This is a genomic window from Microbacterium sp. Gd 4-13 (genome assembly GCF_003095395.1).
In the GTDB taxonomy this organism is placed as follows: domain Bacteria; phylum Actinomycetota; class Actinomycetes; order Actinomycetales; family Microbacteriaceae; genus Microbacterium.
In genome coordinates, this window is sequence record NZ_QEIJ01000003.1 from 347,065 (window position 1) to 365,269 (window position 18,205).

General features: G+C 70.8%; 19 protein-coding genes. 7 read left to right on the plus strand and 12 right to left on the minus strand.

Annotated elements, in window-relative coordinates; all coding sequences use genetic code 11:
• Nucleotides 1-52: 52 nt before the first annotated feature.
• Both ispD and DEA06_RS08810 read right to left on the minus strand, forming a co-directional pair.
• Nucleotides 53-1,252 carry a 2-C-methyl-D-erythritol 4-phosphate cytidylyltransferase gene (gene ispD / locus DEA06_RS08805; protein WP_116647598.1) on the minus strand — a complete coding sequence of 400 codons (1,200 nt, stop codon included), beginning with the start codon at nucleotides 1,250-1,252 and terminating at the stop codon, nucleotides 53-55.
• A gap of 19 nt (nucleotides 1,253-1,271) precedes the next feature.
• On the minus strand, nucleotides 1,272-1,754 hold the full coding sequence (locus DEA06_RS08810) for a CarD family transcriptional regulator (protein WP_116647599.1): 483 nt from the start codon (nucleotides 1,752-1,754) through the stop codon (nucleotides 1,272-1,274).
• Between the two features lie 132 nt (nucleotides 1,755-1,886).
• On the opposite strand from DEA06_RS08810, the gene DEA06_RS08815 reads away from it, so the two are divergent.
• Nucleotides 1,887-2,393 carry a DNA modification methylase gene (locus DEA06_RS08815; protein ID WP_240606877.1) on the plus strand — a complete coding sequence of 169 codons (507 nt, stop codon included), beginning with the start codon at nucleotides 1,887-1,889 and terminating at the stop codon, nucleotides 2,391-2,393.
• A gap of 55 nt (nucleotides 2,394-2,448) precedes the next feature.
• Here DEA06_RS08815 and DEA06_RS08820 read toward each other — a convergent pair whose 3' ends face one another.
• Together DEA06_RS08820 and DEA06_RS08825 are read right to left on the minus strand one after the other, a co-directional pair.
• Nucleotides 2,449-3,132, minus strand: coding sequence for a response regulator transcription factor (locus DEA06_RS08820; protein ID WP_116647601.1), 684 nt, complete (start codon nucleotides 3,130-3,132; stop codon nucleotides 2,449-2,451).
• The gene (locus DEA06_RS08825; protein WP_116647602.1) at nucleotides 3,129-4,346 is read right to left on the minus strand and encodes an ATP-binding protein; all 1,218 of its coding nucleotides are present in this window, start codon (nucleotides 4,344-4,346) and stop codon (nucleotides 3,129-3,131) included. Before DEA06_RS08825 ends, DEA06_RS08820 begins: the two co-directional genes overlap by 4 nt.
• A 169-nt stretch (nucleotides 4,347-4,515) precedes the next feature.
• On the opposite strand from DEA06_RS08825, the gene phoU reads away from it, so the two are divergent.
• A complete protein-coding gene (phoU, locus tag DEA06_RS08830) occupies nucleotides 4,516-5,187 on the plus strand; it encodes a phosphate signaling complex protein PhoU (RefSeq protein ID WP_116647603.1) in 672 nt (223 codons plus the stop codon).
• A 64-nt stretch (nucleotides 5,188-5,251) separates the two neighbouring features.
• Here the strand turns inward: phoU and DEA06_RS08835 are convergent, their stop codons facing one another.
• The gene (locus tag DEA06_RS08835; protein WP_116647604.1) at nucleotides 5,252-6,001 is read right to left on the minus strand and encodes a phosphoglyceromutase; all 750 of its coding nucleotides are present in this window, start codon (nucleotides 5,999-6,001) and stop codon (nucleotides 5,252-5,254) included.
• On the opposite strand from DEA06_RS08835, the gene DEA06_RS08840 reads away from it, so the two are divergent.
• On the plus strand, nucleotides 6,000-6,836 hold the full coding sequence (locus tag DEA06_RS08840; RefSeq protein WP_116647605.1) for a class I SAM-dependent methyltransferase: 837 nt from the start codon (nucleotides 6,000-6,002) through the stop codon (nucleotides 6,834-6,836). The genes DEA06_RS08835 and DEA06_RS08840 overlap by 2 nt on opposite strands.
• Nucleotides 6,837-6,870: 34 nt before the next feature.
• Here the strand turns inward: DEA06_RS08840 and DEA06_RS08845 are convergent, their stop codons facing one another.
• The 4 genes from DEA06_RS08845 to DEA06_RS08860 all read right to left on the minus strand — a co-directional run bounded on the left by DEA06_RS08845 (nucleotide 6,871) and on the right by DEA06_RS08860 (nucleotide 10,108).
• The gene (locus tag DEA06_RS08845) at nucleotides 6,871-7,986 is read right to left on the minus strand and encodes an FUSC family protein (protein ID WP_205781246.1); all 1,116 of its coding nucleotides are present in this window, start codon (nucleotides 7,984-7,986) and stop codon (nucleotides 6,871-6,873) included.
• A complete protein-coding gene (locus DEA06_RS08850) occupies nucleotides 7,983-9,089 on the minus strand; it encodes a folate-binding protein YgfZ (RefSeq protein WP_116647606.1) in 1,107 nt (368 codons plus the stop codon). Before DEA06_RS08850 ends, DEA06_RS08845 begins: the two co-directional genes overlap by 4 nt.
• Nucleotides 9,089-9,688 carry an FABP family protein gene (locus DEA06_RS08855; protein ID WP_116647607.1) on the minus strand — a complete coding sequence of 200 codons (600 nt, stop codon included), beginning with the start codon at nucleotides 9,686-9,688 and terminating at the stop codon, nucleotides 9,089-9,091. Before DEA06_RS08855 ends, DEA06_RS08850 begins: the two co-directional genes overlap by 1 nt.
• A 129-nt stretch (nucleotides 9,689-9,817) precedes the next feature.
• Nucleotides 9,818-10,108: a hypothetical protein gene (locus DEA06_RS08860; RefSeq protein WP_116647608.1), complete on the minus strand. Its 291-nt coding sequence runs from the start codon at nucleotides 10,106-10,108 to the stop codon at nucleotides 9,818-9,820.
• Nucleotides 10,109-10,214: 106 nt separating this feature from the next.
• Between DEA06_RS08860 and DEA06_RS08865 the strand changes: the two genes are divergently transcribed.
• The 4 genes from DEA06_RS08865 to DEA06_RS08880 all read left to right on the plus strand — a co-directional run bounded on the left by DEA06_RS08865 (nucleotide 10,215) and on the right by DEA06_RS08880 (nucleotide 14,611).
• Complete coding sequence (locus tag DEA06_RS08865; protein WP_116647609.1) at nucleotides 10,215-10,913, plus strand: response regulator transcription factor; 699 nt, start codon at nucleotides 10,215-10,217, stop codon at nucleotides 10,911-10,913.
• A 61-nt stretch (nucleotides 10,914-10,974) separates the two neighbouring features.
• A complete protein-coding gene (locus tag DEA06_RS08870; RefSeq protein WP_116647610.1) occupies nucleotides 10,975-13,140 on the plus strand; it encodes an RNA degradosome polyphosphate kinase in 2,166 nt (721 codons plus the stop codon).
• On the plus strand, nucleotides 13,137-14,075 hold the full coding sequence (locus DEA06_RS08875; protein WP_116647611.1) for an NUDIX hydrolase: 939 nt from the start codon (nucleotides 13,137-13,139) through the stop codon (nucleotides 14,073-14,075). The genes DEA06_RS08870 and DEA06_RS08875 overlap by 4 nt, the downstream gene beginning before the upstream one ends.
• Before the next feature lie 2 nt (nucleotides 14,076-14,077).
• The gene (locus tag DEA06_RS08880; RefSeq protein WP_116647612.1) at nucleotides 14,078-14,611 is read left to right on the plus strand and encodes a chemotaxis protein CheY; all 534 of its coding nucleotides are present in this window, start codon (nucleotides 14,078-14,080) and stop codon (nucleotides 14,609-14,611) included.
• Between the two features lie 34 nt (nucleotides 14,612-14,645).
• Here the strand turns inward: DEA06_RS08880 and DEA06_RS08885 are convergent, their stop codons facing one another.
• The 3 genes from DEA06_RS08885 to DEA06_RS08895 form a co-directional block, all read right to left on the minus strand.
• Complete coding sequence (locus DEA06_RS08885; RefSeq protein WP_116647659.1) at nucleotides 14,646-16,067, minus strand: PepSY-associated TM helix domain-containing protein; 1,422 nt, start codon at nucleotides 16,065-16,067, stop codon at nucleotides 14,646-14,648.
• 127 nt (nucleotides 16,068-16,194) lie between these two features.
• Nucleotides 16,195-16,812 (minus strand): hypothetical protein, encoded by a 618-nt coding sequence (locus DEA06_RS08890; protein WP_133241731.1) that lies wholly within the window; start codon nucleotides 16,810-16,812, stop codon nucleotides 16,195-16,197.
• Nucleotides 16,813-16,845: 33 nt separating this feature from the next.
• A complete protein-coding gene (locus tag DEA06_RS08895; protein ID WP_240606878.1) occupies nucleotides 16,846-18,153 on the minus strand; it encodes a M1 family metallopeptidase in 1,308 nt (435 codons plus the stop codon).
• Between the last annotated feature and the right edge of the window lie 52 nt (nucleotides 18,154-18,205).

Below are 18,205 nucleotides of genomic sequence, written 5' to 3' on the forward strand. Positions count from 1 at the left end.
CGACGACCCGTTCTCGGCGTTCGTCGCGCGCGCTCTGACGTGCCGCGCGAATCTACGCCGGGAGGAGGAGGGCGACCGCCGTGACGGCGACTCCTTCGCCGCGGCCCGTGAAACCAAGCCCGTCGGTCGTCGTCGCGCTGACCGAGACGGAAGCCCCGCCGAGCGCTGCGGACAGGGCCGCTTCGGCCTCGGCGCGGCGCGGAGCGAAGCGGGGGCGGTTCGCCTGCATCTGCACCGAGACGTTGCCGATGCGCCACCCCGCCTCCCCGAGCAGCGCCGCCGTGCGCGAGAGGAAGACGTCGGCGTGCGCACCGACGTACTCGGGGCGGTCGGTGCCGAAGTGCGTGCCGATGTCGCCGAGGCCGGCCGCCCCCAAGAGGGCGTCGACGATCGCATGGGCCACGGCGTCGCCGTCGGAGTGCCCCGACAGCGCCGGCTCGCCCGGCCACTCCACCCCCGCGAGCCAGAGAGCACCGTCACCCCCGAAACCGTGCACGTCGGTGCCGAGACCCACGCGCGGGGCCGCCTGCGGCGCATCGAGAAGCGTCTGCGCCCGCGGCACCGGCGCGACGAGATGACGGGCTCGATCGAGGTCGGCGGGCGTCGTGATCTTGAACGCCAGCGGATCGCCGTCGACGATCGCGATCGGGTGGCCGGCGGCGGCCACGAGAGCGGCATCGTCGGTGTGCTCGTGGTCGGCCAGACGATAGGCCGTGTCGAGGATGTCGCGGCGGAACCCCTGCGGCGTCTGGGCCGCGACGAGATCGGCACGATCGACCGCTTCTCGTACGCGTGGCCCGGCGACGCGCTTGACGGTGTCGATGACCGGAAGCGCGGGGAGCACAGCGGGAAGACCGTCGTGCAGCGCGTCGAGCACGCGGGCGAACAGCGCCGCGGGCGCCAACGCCCGCGCGGCGTCGTGGACGAGCACGTATTCGACGTCGGGCCAGAGTGCCCGCAGCCCCGCGGCGACCGATTGCTGCCGCGTGGATCCGCCGGCGACGACGGTGACGAGGTCTCGTCGGCCGCCCGCCGCCGCCAGGGCGTCGGTCAGGGCATCGCCCTGATGCGTCGCGGGGGCGACGATCACCACCTGCGCGGGCTCGGCGCGGAAGACGCCGGCCAGCGCGTGGCGGAGGATCGACGACTCGTCGATTCCGACCATCGCCTTCGGTCCGCCCGCGCCGAGGCGGGTACCCGACCCGGCGGCGACGACGATGATGGCGACGTGGGGAACCGGCAGCATGCTCACGCCGCCACGCTATCTGCCTCTAGGAGGCGAGGACCTCATCGAGAACGAGACCCGCTCGCTCCTCGTCGGTCTTCTCGGCCAGAGCGAGCTCCGACACGAGGATCTGTCGCGCCTTCGCCAGCATCCGCTTCTCACCCGCGGACAGACCGCGGTCCTGGTCGCGGCGCCAGAGGTCGCGCACGACCTCGCTGACCTTGATCACGTCACCGGAAGCGAGCTTCTCGAGGTTCGCCTTGTACCGACGCGACCAGTTGGTCGGCTCCTCGGTGAAGGGGGCGCGGAGCACGTCGAACACGCGGTCGAGGCCCTCTTTGCCGATGACGTCGCGGACGCCGACGAGGTCGACGTTCTCGGCGGGCACCTCGATGATCAGGTCTCCCTGGGTGACGTTGAGCTTCAGGTATTTCTTGGACTCGCCACGAATGATCCGGTCCTTGACCTCGATGATCGTGGCCGCCCCGTGGTGGGGGTAAACGACCGTCTCGCCAACCTCAAAAAGCATGTAGTTATGTCCTTTCGGCAACGTCCAGGATACCACAGGCAGGTTTGCGCTAAGGTTCTCCACCCTGGAGCCGGGAACGCCACGGACGACGCGGTCCCGCGGGGGGTCGAGCGACCGCGTAGACTGCATGAGATGCCGTCTGCTCCGCTGGGAGGAACCGTGAAATCCCGCCTCATCGCGTCTATCGCCCTGAGTGCCGCCGTCCTCCTGGGAACGAGCGGCTGCGCCCTCGTCTCCACCCAGGCGACGAAGCTGCCCTACTCCCCCGGTGACGGGGTGAACATCCCCGACTCCGGGCCGCTGAAGGTGCGCAACGTCGTCATCATCAGCGACGCCGACGGCGACGCGGCCAACATGATCGCCGCGATCGTCAACGAGACCGACGAACCGCAGACCCTGAGCCTCGAGCTCGGCGAAGGTTCCACCGCTCAGACGGCGACCGTCCGCGTCGGCGCCCGCGAGACCGTGAGCCTCGGCGACTCGGCGGAGAACGAGCCGCCGCTCGCCCTCGACGCGATCGACGGCCTCCCCGGATCGACGATCCCGGTCTACTTCCAGTCGGGCGATTCCGAGGGCGTGCTCTACCAGGTGCCCGTTCTCGACGGCGAGCTCGACTACTACGGCGACTTCCAGCCCTGAGGCCTGATCACGCCGTGACAGCCGCGCTCACCCCGACGGGTGAGCGCGGCTTCTGTCATCCCTCGAAGCGGTAGCCGAGACCCCGCACCGTGACGAGCATGTTCGGGTCACTGGGGTTCTGCTCGATGCGCGATCGGATGCGCTTGATGTGCACGTCGAGCGTCTTGGTGTCGCCGAAGTAGTCGGTGCCCCAGACGCGGTCGATGAGCTGGCCGCGCGTGAGAACGCGACCCGCGTTGCGCATGAGCACCTCGAGGAGCTCGAACTCCTTCAGCGGCATGCTGATCTCGTTGTTCTCGACCGACACCGTGTGCCGGTCGATGTCGAGGGTCACACGCCCGCCGGTGAGCACGCGGTCGTCGAGGTCGGACTCCACCTGCGAATAGCGCCGGAGCACAGCCCGCATGCGGGCGAGGAGCTCCCGAGCCGAGTAAGGCTTGGTGACGTAGTCGTCGGCGCCGAGCTCGAGCCCCACCACGATGTCGACCTCGGAGTCCTTCGCGGTGAGCATGATGATCGGCACGGTGGTGCTGAGACGGAGCTGACGGCACACCTCCGTGCCGGGCATGCCGGGGAGCATGAGGTCGAGCAGCACGATGTCGGCACCGCGCTCACGGAAGGCGGACAGCGCGATCGCGCCGTCCTCGGCGATCTCGACCTCGTACCCCTCCCGACGCAGCAGATAGGCCAGCGGGTCGGCGAGATCGGGCTCGTCCTCCACGATAAGCACTCGGGTCATGCTGTTTCCCCCTTCACGGGTGTGGAACGGCTCGTCACGGCCGCCTTGCGGGGCTTGCGACGGGCTTTGGTGCGCGGCGCCCGATCCTCGGGCACATCGGCCAGGGGCAGGCGGATGGTGAACGTCGATCCGCGACCGGGGCGCGACCAGAGCCGCACCTCACCGCCGTGACGCTGCACGGCGTGCTTGACGATCGACAAGCCGAGGCCCGTGCCACCCGTGCGGCGCGAACGAGCCTGGTCGGCGCGGTAGAACCGTTCGAACACACGGTTCTGGTCGCTCTCGTGGATGCCGATGCCGCGGTCGGTCACGGCGATCTCGACCACTCCGTCGATCGCCTTCACCCCGACGCCGACGCTCGAGCCCTGGGGCGAGTAGGCGATGGCGTTCGCGATGAGGTTGCCGACGGCCTCGCTCAGCACCTGCGCCTCGCCGCGGACGTACAGGCCGCGGGTGCCGCCGCGGACGATCGAGACCTGCGCGGAATCCGCCTGCAGCGTGTGGGCATCGACGGCCGAGGCGACGACCTCGTCGATCGAGACGTCTCGCACCTCCGTCAGCTCGGCCGACGCCTGCAGCCGCGAGAGGCTCATGATGCGCGAGGTGAGGGCACCGAGCCGCGAGGCCTCGGCGCTGAGGCGCGCGGTGAAGATGCGCACCTGGTCGGGGTCGTCGGCGGCCATCTCGATCGCCTCGGCGAGCAGAGTCACCGCGCCGACGGGGGTCTTCAACTCGTGGCTGGTGTTGGCGACGAAGTCGCGGCGCATCTCCTCGACGCGCTCGCGCTCGGTGATGTCGCGGATCAGCACGAGTGTGAGCCGTGGCGAGATGGCCGTCGCCCGCGCGGCGACCAGACGCGGTTCCGACGGCGCGGCGCCGCGCTGCAGACGCAGGTTCTCGGTCGCCGGCGCGCCCGAGTCGCGCGAGAGACGCGCGAGAGTGCGCACCTCGTCGCTCGGGATGACCTCGCCGACGCGAAGGCCGAAGACCTCGGCCGGCGCCGACGCGGCCAGCACGGTAGATGACGCGTCGGTGACGATCGCGGCGTCGTCCATCGCGGCGAGGATCGCCGACACACCCGAGGGCACGTCGTCCGACGTGCGGGCGATGGCGCGATCCCGAATCCGGAAGGCGTAGGAGATCAACCCGCTCACACCGCCGCCGATCACCGCTCCCAGGAGGAGGGCGAGCAGCGTGAGCTGCGTCTGATCCATAGGCCAAGAGTAAACGGCACGAGACGTCAACCCCCGCCCAGCCCCCGTCGTACCCCGTTCGCACCCGATACTGTTCACTCGTAAGGCACCGCTCGTTAACCTCGGCTGGGGAAAATCGCCTGGGTAGCGGGATGCACCGGCGTGCCTGCGAATCAGGAAGGTTGCCGCAATGCGTGAAGTATTCCACCAGTCCCTCGAGGACGTGCAAGCACGACTCGTCGAGATCGCCGAACTCGTCACGGTCGCCATCGAGAAGGCCACCCAATCGTTCTCCACGAGCGACGTCGGCCTCGCCGAAGCCGTCATCGAGGCCGACGCGATCATCGACGAGAAGGCTGCGGCCCTCGACGAGCTCGCCATCGAGATCCTCGCCCGCCAGCAGCCCGTCGCCCGTGATCTGCGCATCGTGGTCACCGCGCTGCGCGTGAGCGCTTCGCTCGAGCGCATGGGCGACCTCGCCGAGCACATCGCCCAGCTGTCGCGTTCGCGCTTCCCCGAGCGCGCCATCCCCAAGGGCCTCAAGTCGACCTTCACCCGCATGGGCGAGCTCGACGTGACGGTCGCGAAGAAGCTCACCGAGCTGCTGCGCACCGAAGACCTCTCCATCGCGGAAGAGATCCGCAACGACGACGACGCCATCGACGAACTGCACCTCAGCGTGTTCGAGAAGGTGCTCGGCGAAGGCTGGACGGGCGAGGCCACCGCAACGGTCGACGCGACCCTCGCCAGCCGCTACCACGAGCGCTTCGGCGACCACGCGGTCTCCGTCGCCAAGCGGGTCGTCTACCTCGCCACCGGCGACTGGGCGGGCGCCGACGACTCGGTGACGCTCCCCATGTGACGACGCTCGAACGACGAAGAGCGGATGCTGCGCAGCATCCGCTCTTCGTCGTTTCAGCCTCGGGTCAGCCCTTGCCCTGTGCGGCCACGGCCGCGGCGCCGGCGGCGGCGGCCTCCGGGTCGAGGTACTCGCCCTTGCCGACGGGCTCGAGGTTCTCGTCGAGACGGTAGACGAGCGGGATGCCGGTGGGGATGTTCAACTCGGCGATGTCGTCGTCGCTGATGCCCTCGAGCTTCTTGACGAGGCCCCGCAGCGAATTACCGTGGGCGGTGACGAGCACCGTCTTGCCGGCGCGCAGGTCGGGGACGATCGCGTCTTCCCAGTACGGGAGCATGCGGTCGATGACGAGCTTGAGCGATTCGGTGTGGGGCACCTCGCCGTCGATGCCGACGTAGCGGGGGTCGCCGACCTGGCTGTACTCGTCGTCGGCGGGGAGGGCCGGCGGCGGAACGTCGAACGAGCGACGCCAGAGCTTGAACTGCTCGGGTCCGAACTCTTCGAGCGTCTGGGCCTTGTCCTTGCCCTGGAGGGCGCCGTAGTGGCGCTCGTTGAGACGCCACGACCGCTTCACGGGGATCCACAGCCGGTCGGCCGCGTCGAGCGCGATGTTGGCGGTCTGGATCGCGCGGCTGAGCACCGACGTGTGCAGCACATCGGGCAGCAGCCCCGATTCGGCCAGCAGTTCGCCGCCGCGGGCGGCCTCGGTCTTGCCCTGTTCGGTGAGACGGACGTCGACCCAACCGGTGAACTGGTTGGTCTTGTTCCACTCGCTCTGGCCGTGTCGGAGGAGGATCAGCGTGTAAGGCGCGGTCATGCCGCCATCCTATCGAGAGCGGCCCTGGCACACTGGGGATGTGGGGGCGTCGCCGGTCGGTCAGATCACCCGCGGCACCACCGGTACGAATCGGCTGCGGCGGGTCGATCGATGGATCGCCCGGCACCGGGTGCTGCGACGAACCGATGACCCGCTCGTGGTCGATCTCGGCTTCGGCGCCAGCGCGGTGACGACGCTCGAGCTGACGCAGCGACTGGCCCGCGTGCGCCCCGATGTCGAGGTTCGCGGCCTCGAGATCGACCCGGAGCGCGTGGCGCGAGCGCGGGCGCAGCTCGACGCATCGGGCATCAGTGGGGTGTCGTTCGCGCGCGGCGGGTTCGAGGTTCCGCTGCCCGCCGGGCGGCGTCCTGCCGTCATCCGCGCGATGAACGTGCTGCGCCAGTACGACGAAGGCGACGTCTCCGACGCGTGGGGACGCATGGCCTCACGTCTCGCGCCCGGCGGGATGCTCGTCGAGGGCACGTGCGACGAGATCGGCCGCGTGATGACCTGGGTCGAGGTCGGCCACGACGCCGCACCGCGGAGCCTGACCCTGTCACTGCGTCTGGCCGGGCTGCAGCAGCCGTCGATCGCCGCCGAGCGGCTGCCCAAGGCCCTCATCCACCGCAACGTGCCCGGCGAGCGCGTGCACGACCTGCTCGCCGCGCTCGACCGCGAATGGGAGCGCGCTGCCGCGCAGTCGGCGTTCGGCCCCGTCTCGCGATGGCGTACGGCCCTCGCCGCCGTCGCGGACGCGGGATGGCCGCTGCTCGAGCGCTCGCGATGGCGCCTCGGCGAGGTCGGCGTGCCCTGGCACGCGGTCGCGCCCCGCTGAACGCTGCGACGGCCTCGGCGAGCCGCACGCCGGGTCAGATGCGCGGGATGATCGCCCGGGCATCCCCCGGCGGCATGCCGGTCGCGGTGAGGAGGTCGACCGCGAGCGGCCGGAGCGCCGCGATCAGGTTGTGGTCGCCGAGGCCCGCCCCGGGCATCATCGCGGCGGGGTCGAGCCGGGCGGCGATGCCGACGATCACCGCCCGGGCGGCGGGCTCCACCGAGATGTCGTCGAGGGAGTCGGCGACGAGCCGCGCGGCGCGACCGAGTTCGGCGAGGAGATCGGCGGCGACCTCCCGGGGCTGGCCGTCGTCGACGAGATACGAGATGCGGCGGGCGACGACCCGCAGGTTGCGGGTCGCGAGATCCATCGACTGGCGCATGCGTTCGTGTCGCGCAAGCTCCGAGCGCTCGCGGTGCAGGAAGGGCGAGATGCGGGCGATCGCGAGCCCCGACTCGAGCGATGTGCGCCACTGGTCGACCGCCGCCTGGAGTGCGCGCGCCTTCTCGAGGCCGCGATCGGCGCGCAACCGGTCGCCCCGTCGCAGCGCCTGCACGAGCGTGGAGATGGCACTGTCCACCCCGGCGAAGAGGGTGGCCGCGTCGCGCAGCTCCGGCCGACGCCCGCTGCGGGGCACGAGGGCGGTCACGAGCAGCGCCGCGATCCCGCCGACGATGCCGTCGAGTAGCCGCAGGAACGGCGGCGCTCCCACACCGACGGTGAGAGCGATGAGCGCCTGAATGGCCGCCGCGATGGCGAAGCCGGGCTGCGCCGAGAGAAACCGGGCGACGATCAAGGTCGTGCCCAGCGCGAGCGCGATCTGCCACCAGCCGCCGCCGGCGACGAGCACGATGACCTCGGCGATGAGGATGCCCACCAGCATCCCGGCGACCGTTTCGATGACCCGTCGCGGTCGTGCGTCGCGCACGAGCCCGAGACTCGACACGGTGACGGTCGCGGCGACGAGCGGCAGCGCGTGACCCAGGACGAGGTGGGCGAAGGTGTAGGCCCCGGTGGCGGCGAGCACGATCTGGATGATCGCGGCTCCCGAGTCGCGCACCCGGAACAGGCGAGGACGAAGGTCGAGTCTCGACCGCCACCCCGTCGTGACGACTCCCGTCGTCGGTGCGGGCTCGTTCGCGGAGCTCACGACGAAGCGGCGCGCCGCCCCAGCCGAGGAAGACGGGGAACGGATGCCGTGGCCCCCGCGTCGCGCGGAACGACGACCTCCTGGGCGGCCGAGACCGGACCGTCGCTCGTCTCGACGACGAGGTCGACGTCGGTGGGCGCCGAGCGCTTCACGATCGCCAGGGCGATGGGGCCGTCCTCGTAGTGGAGAGCGACGGACGTGATCGCCCCGACCTCGTTCTCCCCCGCCCGAACGATGTCGCCCGGCGCGGGCAGCACGCTGTCGCTCCCGTCGAGCTGGAGAGCGACGAGACGGCGCGGCGGATGCCCGAGGTTGTGCACCTTGGCGACGGTCTCCTGTCCGCGGTAGCAGCCCTTCGACAGGTGGACGGCGGTGCGCATCCAGTCGAGCTCGTGCGGGAGGGCGCGTTCGTCGGCGTCGGCGCTCACTCGGGGCCGCCAGGCGGCGACACGGAGCGCATCGACGGCGTCACGGCCGGCCAGGGCGATCTCGCCGCGCGCGGCCGAGGCGACGATCTCGTCGAGCTCGGCGAGGGTGACGACGGCCTCGGTCCAGTCGCGGTCGGCACCGGGGTGCGGCTCGACGGCCGCATAGCCCCAGCCTCCCGGCGAGACGTCGGGCCACGGGTCGCGCCAGCGCACGGGGGTGCCCGTCGGGCCGACCGCGGCCAGGGCGGCGACGGCCGCTGCGGTGCCGCCCACGATCGCCAGGTCGTCGGAGCGGTCGCGCACCTCGACGCGCAGCCGGAAGCGCATCTTCGTGAGCCAGGTCGCCAGGGCCGCAGCATCCGAGTCGTCCACGAGCAGCCACGCCGTCTCGCCGTCGTCGACGACGGATGCAGCGTGCTCGACCCGGCCCTGCGGGTCGAGGATCAGGGTCTCGGTGCCGACGCCGGGCGCCAGATGGGTCAGCGACTGCGACGACAGCGAGTCGAGCCAGCTCAGCCTGTCTTCGCCCGAGACCGTGAGCACGCGGCGATCGCCCAGCGGGGCGACGGCACGGCCCGCGACGAGCGCGCGCTGCTCGGCCAGCGGACCGCCCACGTGACGCAGGCCCCGTTCGTCGGCGACGGCGCCCGCAACGCCGGAGTAGTCGGTGGCCATCAGTCGACCCGCGCCAGACGCGCTGAGGCGTGCGAGCGCAGCTCCTGGCCGAAGGCCGCGATGTCCCACGCCCAGAGCAGATGGGCATCGACGAGCCCGTACATGCGGGTGGCGGCGACGTAGTCCTTCGCACCGGCCGCACGCACCACGGCGTCGGTCGAGAGATCGATGCGGGGTCCGCGCACCTGACCGAGGTACAGCTCGTGCACCCCGTCGGCGTGCACGAGCGAGACCTCGATGTCGAACCCGCCCTCGGCGTTGCGGAGCGCTTCGACGTCGTCGACGGTGCGGGCCGTGGCGGGTTCGCGTGCCGGAAGGAGACCCGGCCCCGCGTCGGCGTCGGTGGCGGGACGGCTCAGACGCCAGTAGCCCATCTCGGACACGAGCGGTGTGGTCGCGTCGCCGGACTGCAGCCACGCACTGGCCGAGTAGTTCAAGTACGAACCGCCGTCATGGCTGAAGCTCACCCGGTGGGCGAACTCGCCGGCATAGGTGTGCCCGGATGCTTCGTAGTCGAGCACGCCCGTCCCCTCCCAGACGCCGACCAGCCAGGAGAGCGGCGCGAGGTCTGCGGGGAGGTCGGTGGGAAGGTCGAACACGTTCTATCAGCGCTGACCGCGGTACAGGTTCTTCACGACGACCACCGAGACGAAAGCGATGGCGAGCGAGGCCAAGCCCAGCAGGCCCACGAAGAACAGTTCGAGCGCGAGGAGGTCCATGCGTGCAGTCTATCCGGGAACGATCGCGGCGAGCCCGAAGCCCGCGCTGATGACGCCCAGCACGACGAGTGCCCCGAGCACGCTCGCGGCGACCCGCTCGACGAACTGCTGCGAACGGCCGTACGACAGCTGGATGGTGAAAGCCAGCACGAGGCTTGCGGCGAGTCCGACGGTGAGCCAGGCGGCTCGATCATCGGCGGGCACGAAGATTCCGATCGCGATCCCGGCGAGGGCGGCGGCCACCCAGACGGCGATCACCCCGCCGACCGTGCGGCGAGGTGCGAGTTCAGGACCGGGCATTTCGACATTCTCGCCTACGCGGCGCCCGCGCGCACCCGCGAACACCGGTTCGCCCGAGTCGCCCTAGGATGGGCACGTCGCGGGGAACGCGACGCGGAGGTCCCTGTTGGCACAGCTTCTCGTTCTGAGTTCCGCCCCTGGCGGCAGCTCCGTGCTGCCCGCGCTCGAACTCCTCAGTCATCGCGTTCGGCAGATCCCTGCCGAACCGGCGCAATTGGTGAACGCCCCCAGCGCCGATGTGGTGTTCATCGACGCCCGCGCCGACCTCGTCGGCGCGAAGTCGCTCTGCAAGATCCTGAACACCACGGGGCTCGACGCCCCGCTCGTGCTGGTCGTCACCGAAGGCGGACTCACCGCGGTCTCGACCGACTGGGGCGTCGACGACGTCATCCTGATGACGGCCGGACCCGCCGAGGTCGACGCGCGCATCCGGCTCGCCGTCGGTCGGATGGCGAAGGAGCAGGTCTCCAGCCGCATCCAGACCTCCGGCATCACGATCGACGAGTCGTCGTACTCGGCGAAGGTGCACGGCAAGCCGCTCGACCTCACCTACAAGGAGTTCCAGCTGCTGCACTTCTTCGCCACGCACCCCTCCCGGGTGTTCACGCGCGAGCAGCTGCTGAGCGAAGTCTGGGGCTACGACTACTTCGGCGGCACCCGCACGGTCGACGTGCACGTGCGACGCCTGCGCGCGAAGCTCGGCGATCTCGAGCAGCTCATCGGCACGGTGCGCAACGTCGGCTACCGGTTCAACGTGTACGAAGACGACGTTCCTCCCGGCGCCGCAGCACCGGGAGCCTCGTAGGCGCTCGAAAAGCCGTCGGCCCGTTCACGCGGGTGTCACCTCGCCCTGCCATGATGAGGGAATGATCCAGGACGACGCGCTCGATTCAGGTCTCGGCGACGCGGATGACGACGACTTCGACGAAGCGGTCGAGGCGGCCGACGCCCAGCTTCCCGAGAATCGCTACCTCGACCGCGAGCTGAGCTGGCTGGCCTTCAATCAGCGCGTTCTCGAGCTGGCCGAAGACCCGACGCTCCCCACCCTGGAACGGGCGAACTTCCTGGCGATCTTCGCCAGCAACCTCGACGAGTTCTTCATGGTGCGCGTCGCGGGTCTCGCACGCCGCATCCTCACCGGTCTCGCCGTGCCGACGAACGTCGGACGCGCGCCGCAGGAGGTGCTCGCCGACATCTCGGCCGACGCGCACGCGCTGCAGTTGCGCCATGCCGCGGCATGGAACGACCTGGTGCGCCCGGCGCTGTCCGACTCGGGCATCGACGTCGTCACCTGGGACTCGCTCGAGGACGGCGACCGCGAGACGCTCACCGAGTACTTCCAGACGCAGGTCTTCCCCGTGCTCATGCCGCTCGCCGTCGATCCCGCGCACCCGTTCCCCTACATCTCGGGCCTGTCGCTGAACCTCGCCATCCGGGTGCGCAACGCCCGCACCGGTCGTCAGGAGTTCGCGCGCTTGAAGGTGCCGCCGATGCTCCCCCGCTTCGTCAAGGTCGCGGCGAGCGACCGGGTGCGCTACCTGCCGCTCGAAGAGCTCATCTCCAACCACCTGGGGCACCTGTTCCCCGGCATGGAGGTGCTCGACCACCACGCCTTCCGGCTCACCCGCAACGAAGACATGACGATCGAGGAGGATGAGACAGAGAACCTCATCCAGGCCCTCGAAGCCGAGCTGCTGCGGCGCCGGTTCGGGCCGCCGATCCGCCTCGAGATCACCGACGATATGGACGATCTCACCCTCGATCTGCTCATCACCGAGCTCGATATCACCGAGCAGGAGGTCTACCGCCTCCCCGGCCCGCTCGACCTGCGCGGCCTGTTCGACCTGTCGAAGATCGACCGGCCCGATCTGCACTACCCGCCCCACGTGCCCAAGACCGCCGCGGCCTTCCAGCCGGGCGAGCAGAACGGCCGCGCCGACCTGTTCTCCGCGATCCGATCGGCCGACGTGCTGGTGCACCACCCGTACGAGTCGTTCGCAACGAGCGTGCAGGCCTTCCTCGAGCAGGCCGCACGCGACCCTCACGTGCTCGCCATCAAGCAGACGCTGTACCGCACGTCGGGAGACAGCCCGATCGTGCAGGCGCTCATCGACGCCGCCGAGGCCGGCAAGCAGGTGCTCGCCCTCGTCGAGGTGAAGGCGCGTTTCGACGAGGCGAACAACATCGTCTGGGCCCGCAAGCTCGAAAAGGCCGGCGTCCACGTGGTCTACGGCCTCGTGGGACTCAAGACCCACTGCAAGCTCGCCCTCGTCATCCGCGAGGAAGAGGGCGTGCTGCGCCACTACAGCCACGTCGGCACGGGCAACTACAACCCCAAGACCAGCCGCATCTACGAGGACTTCGGCCTCTTCACCGTCGACGACCAGGTCGGCCGCGACCTCACGCGCCTGTTCAACGAGCTGAGCGGCTACGCGATCGAGAAGAAGTTCAAGCGCCTGCTGGTGGCCCCCCTCCACCTGCGCAAGGGGCTCGTACGCCTCATCGAGCGCGAGCGCGACAACGCCCAGGCGGGCAAGCCCGCGCGCGTGCGGATCAAGGTCAACTCGATGGTCGACGAGCAGATCATCGACGCGCTGTACCGCGCGAGCCAGGCCGGCGTGAAGGTCGAGGTGTGGGTGCGGGGCATCTGCTCGCTCAAGCCGGGCGTGCCCGGACTCAGTGAGAACATCACGGTGCGCAGCATCCTGGGGCGCTACCTCGAGCACTCGCGCATCTTCGCCTTCGAGAACGACGGCGATCCGCAGGTGTACATCGGCAGCGCCGACATGATGCACCGCAACCTCGACCGCCGCGTCGAGGCGCTCGTGCGCGTCATCGATCCCGCGCAGTTGCTCGAATTGAGCGCCCTCTTCGACCTCGCCATGAGCGACGGCACCAGCTCGTGGCACCTTCGGGCCGACGGCGAGTGGATCCGTCGGAGCGTGGACGCCGACGGCCGACCCCTCGTGGACATGCAGGACAAGACGATGGTGAACGTGCAGCGTCGGCGCCGGGCCCGGGCGGTTCGATGACCGAGACCGCTGTCTATGCCGCCGGCGGTGTGGTGTGGCGAGTGGTCGACGGAAAGCTGCGCGTGCTGCTGATCACGCGCACGCGGTACCGCGACCTGACGCTGCCCAAGGGCAAGCTCGAGCCGGGCGAGACGCTCGCCGAGGCCGCCGTGCGCGAGATCCGCGAAGAGACGGGCCTGCGCGTCGCTCTCGGAGCGCCCGTGGGGGTCTCGCGCTACGCGATGCCCAACGGCCGCACGAAGATCGTGCACTACTGGGCGACCGAGGCGACGGATGCGGCGGTGCGCTCGACATCGTTCGTTCCCAACAAAGAGGTCTCCGCCGTCGAGTGGATGAGCGTCAAGAAGGCCCGCGCACGGCTGAGCTACCCCGTCGACATCGAGATCCTCGACGCGTTCACCGCGCTCGTCGACGGTGGCGTGCTGCGCACGTTCCCCCTCGTCGTGCTGCGCCACGCCAAGGCGAAGGCGAGGGAGGACTGGGACGGCGACGACGCGGCACGTCCGCTGAACACCCGCGGTCGGCGCCAGTCCAACGCGATCGTCGGACCGCTCCTGGCGTTCGGGGTGCGGCGCATCGTCTCCAGCCCCGCCGAACGATGCATCCGCACGGTCATGCCGCTCTCGGCCGCTCTGGGACGCCGCGTCGACCGCTCCGACCTCATCAGCGAGCAGGCGTGGTCGGACGGCGTGTCAGACCCCCGCACCGTCGTCGTCGAGCGAGTTCGCGCGCGCAAGCCCGTCGTGCTGTGCAGCCACGGACCGGTGCTCCCCGACATCCTGTCGGAGCTGGCGGCGGCCACGGGCACCCGCCCCGGCGCCTATCTCGGCAGCGCATCCACGCTGGACACCGCGGCCTTCTCGGTGGCGCATCTGTCGGTCGACAACCCCGGCGCGGGCATCGTCTCGATCGAGACGCACGACCCGAGGCTCTAGCGATGACGGGTGCCCCCACGTCGCTCCGCCTCGCGTGGGGCCGCGTGCCGGCCGGCCTCGCGCGGCGCACGGCGGCCTGGGAGCTGATCCGCGACCTCGTGCCCGGGGCCGCGCTGTCGAACCGATGCGCGCGCTGCGGCGGCGACCACGGGCCGGTGCGCATCGCCGGCGCGGAGTTCGAAGCATCCGTCACCTACGCCGGCGACCATGCGGTCGTCGCCGTCGTCTCGCGCGCGGAGGCCGCGGCCGTCGGCATCGACGCCGAGCTCGTCGACGATCCGCGCCGCGACGCGGTCGGCCTCGCGGGCGTGCTCGGCGAGCGGCCCGCCGACGTTCGCGCGTGGACGCGCGTCGAGGCGACCCTCAAGGCCGATGGACGGGGGCTCCGCCTCGACCCCGCTCTGGTCGACGTGGTCGGTACGGCCGCGTCGTGGACCGCCCGCGTGCCCGGCCGGGCGTTCGCGCTCTCCGGCGTCGACCTCGACGGGCCGACCGGGATCGTGCTCTCCGCCGCTTTCGCGACGACGTCGGGCTGACGGCCGGGACACGCGTCCCGACCGTCAGCGGTGGTCAGGCGCGGGTTCTCGAGCGCTGCCACCATCCGACGACGACGTCGATCACGACGAACGCCGCCAGCGTGTAGCCGACGAACGGCAACCAGAGCCCGACGGCGACCGCGCCGACGATCACGGCGACGAGGCCCCACCACGGTGCGCCCCGCAGCGCGCCGCGACGCGGGGGCGTGCCGACGAGAGCACCCGTGCGCGTGGGGCGCCGCTTCCACCACATCGCGTAGCCGAGCACGACCATCGCGGCGATCCCCGAGGCGATGACGAACATCACGATCTGGTTGACGAGGCCGAACATCGAGCCCATGTGGATGTCGATGCCCCAGCGCGCGAGCTTGGCGGGGAGCGAGAACTGCGCGAAGTCGACGCGGTCGACCACCTCGAGGGTGGAGCCGTCGACCGCGACGGCGTCGACCTCCGTGGGGAAGCTGCGCTGGATCTCCTTGACCACCCAGGCCGTGCCGGGCTCGGCGGGAGGTGTGATCTCCACGCGGCCGGTGTTGACGTTCACGCCCTGCGCGACGGCGAGGACGGCGTCGAACGTCGCGGGGTCGGCGCCACCGGTCGAGGCGCTCCCCCCGCCGTGGTGGTCGGCGTGCTCTCCGCCGCCGGCGTCCGCCTCACCCGAGAGGCTCGTACTCACCGAGGGGGTGCCCCAGTCGAGCGCCGCCCGGAGGTCGGTGACGTTCGCGCCGGCGTAAGCCGACCACGTGATGCCCGTGGCGGAGAGGAAGAGCGCGCCCACCAGCACCCAGATGCCGACGGAGGTGTGCCACGAGAGCACCCGACGGTATCCGCGGTACGCGCGATTGGGGCGCACGAAGTCTTTCTTGGTCTTCGAGCGGCGGACGCGGATGATCCACAGAGCGAGACCCGCGAGGGCGACGACGCCGAGCCAGGATGCCGCGAGCTCGCTGTAGTAGCGACCGGGTTCGCCGAGATTGAGGTTGCGGTGCAACTGATCGACCCAGGTGCGCAAGGGCAGTGCCCCGCTGGTGCCGTAGACGACGAGGTCGCCACGGATCTGCCCCGTGCCGGGGTCGATGAAGACCGCGCGCGACTCGCTCTCGCCGAGTCCGTCCTGCGCGAACAGGATGCGGGTGGTGTCGCCGGGTTCGGGGGCCGGCCGCACCGCCGAGAGCGCGGCGGCGTCGCCGATATACGCCTCGGCGATCTCGATCTGGTCGCCGAGGGTCAGCGAGGTGCCGGTGACCGGGGCGCGCAGCTCATGGTCGTAGACGACCTGCTCGACCTGCGGGGTCAGGGCGTAGAGGGCGCCGCTCACGGCGGCCACGAAGATGAACGGGCCGACGAGAATGCCGGCGTAGAAGTGCAGGCGGAGCAGCAGCTGGCCGAACCAGCCTCTCTGCTTCTTCGCCTCGGGAAGCGCCCCGCCGTCGGGGCGCGCGAGTGTCGTGGTCATGGGGAGGTCTCTCGTTTCGGGGTCGTCGACGACGGCGCCGCGCACACCCGTGAGGGAGCACGCGGAGCGGACGCGTCGATCGCAGAAGAAGGGGTCGTCGAAGGGTCGGTGCGCGGCGCTGCCGTGCTCAGACCGCGGGGACGACGGGCGGACCCCTCCGGCGCGATGACGCGACGACGACGACCGACAGGGCCGGTCGTACCGAGACGACCCCCGCCCGCACGAGGCGGGGCACCGGGGGCGAGAAGATCGAGGGAGTCAGGATGCGGCGGCGCACCCACGACAGGAGTCGGCGGGCGAGCTCGATGAGCCGTCGCCCGGTGGCCTCACCGCGGTGAACCGCTGCGACGGTGACGATCGCGGCGATCGCGTGCGCGAGCCACATCGCGGCGCCGGCACCGGTGACGACCGTCTCGGCCGCGGCATCCATCGGCATGCTCAGGCCCACCTGGTGCACGTGGGCGCGGTTCGTCGCCACGCCGCTGGAGGGCGCGAAGGTTCCGAGCACGAACAGCGTGTGGAACAGCGTCTGACTGATGCCGACGGCGAGCCCCAGACGCACCGCCGAGAGGCTGCGACCGGCGAGGACGACACAGACCGGCACCGAGATCATGAGCGGCACGACGATGCCGATCCAGCCCGGCATCGCGCCTCCGGCCGACACGTGCGAGAGGAGGGCGACGAAGGTCGCCACGCACGCCGCGAGCGACCCGCGCACGAGGCGAGACACTCGCAACCGTCGCATGGCGTCCATTCTGGCAGTACGCCGACGCCGCACTCAGCCGAGCGGCGGCAACGGCGTCCTGTCGATCCACGCGCCCAGCTGCGCCACCGCGGCGGCTCCGCCGGCCGTCGCGACCGCGCGGCGGAAGTCGTCGGTCACCACGGTGCGGTGCCGATGCACCGCGGTCCAGTCGCGCAGCATCCGGAAGAACGTCTCGTCGCCCAGGAGCGTGCGTAGCGCGTGGAGGGTCAGCGCGCCGCGCTTGTAGACGACGTCGTCGAACATGCGGTCGGGTCCGGGGTCGGCCAGAACGAGATCCTGCGGTTCGGCGGCGAGACGGGCGTGGTACGACGCGGCGAGCGCGGCGGCACTGGTGGAACCGGATGCTTCCGACCACACCCATTCGGCGTAGCAGGCGAAGCCCTCGTTGAGCCAGATGTCTTCCCAGCGCGCGAGCCCGACGCTGTTGCCGAACCACTGGTGGGCGAGCTCGTGGGCGACGAGTCGCTGCGACGCGGGCGCGAGATGGTTGGAACCGAAGACGGCAAGCCCCTGCGCCTCGAGCGGGATCTCGAGCACGTCGTCTGTGACCACGAGTGCGCAGTCGGCCTGCGGGTAGGGTCCGAACGCCTCGCCGAACACGCGCAGCATGCGCGGCACGTCGGCGAAGGCCGACGCGACCGCCTCGCGGAGGGCCGGCGGTGCGCTCACGCGCACAGTGGGAACGGCGGCGACTCCCGTGCCGGCGAGGGGTGTCGTGCGGTAGCGGCCGATGTGCACGGCCGCGAGATAGGTCGCGGTCGGGGTGTCGGAGGCGAACGTCGTGGTGACCGTTCCGCCGCGGCGCACGGGCGCACTCGGCGTGCCGGTCGCGGCGGTCTCGTAGCCGTCCTCGGTCGTGATCTCGAGCCGGTAGCGCGCACGGTCGGCGGGCCGGTCGTTGCACGGGAACCACGTCGGGGCTCCCGTGGGCTGAGCGGCGACGAGCGCCCCGTCGTCGAGCTCCTCCCAGCCGATGGCACCCCATCGGGAGCGACGAGGGGCGGGCTGCCCGGCGTAGACGACCTCCACGGTGAAGCGCTCCCCCGCGGCGATCGGGGCGACGGGCACGACGCGGAGCTTGCGGGGCCCGGGGCGGTATGACGTTCTCGCCTCGCCGTTCACGCGCACCCGCGTCGCACGAAGCCCCACCAGGTCGAGCGTGAACGCCCGAAGAGCGACGTGGGCGACCGCGTGCAGAGTCGCCACCCCCTCCAGGCGGTTGGTTCGCACGCGGTAACCGATCCGCAGGTCGTACGACTCGACGCCGAACGTCGGATCGCCGCTCTGGGGCGTGTACGGGTCGTGCGCGAGCTCTGTCACTGGGCCTCTGTCGGGGTGTCCGTGGCGCCGGGCGTGCGGAGCCGTTCTCTGG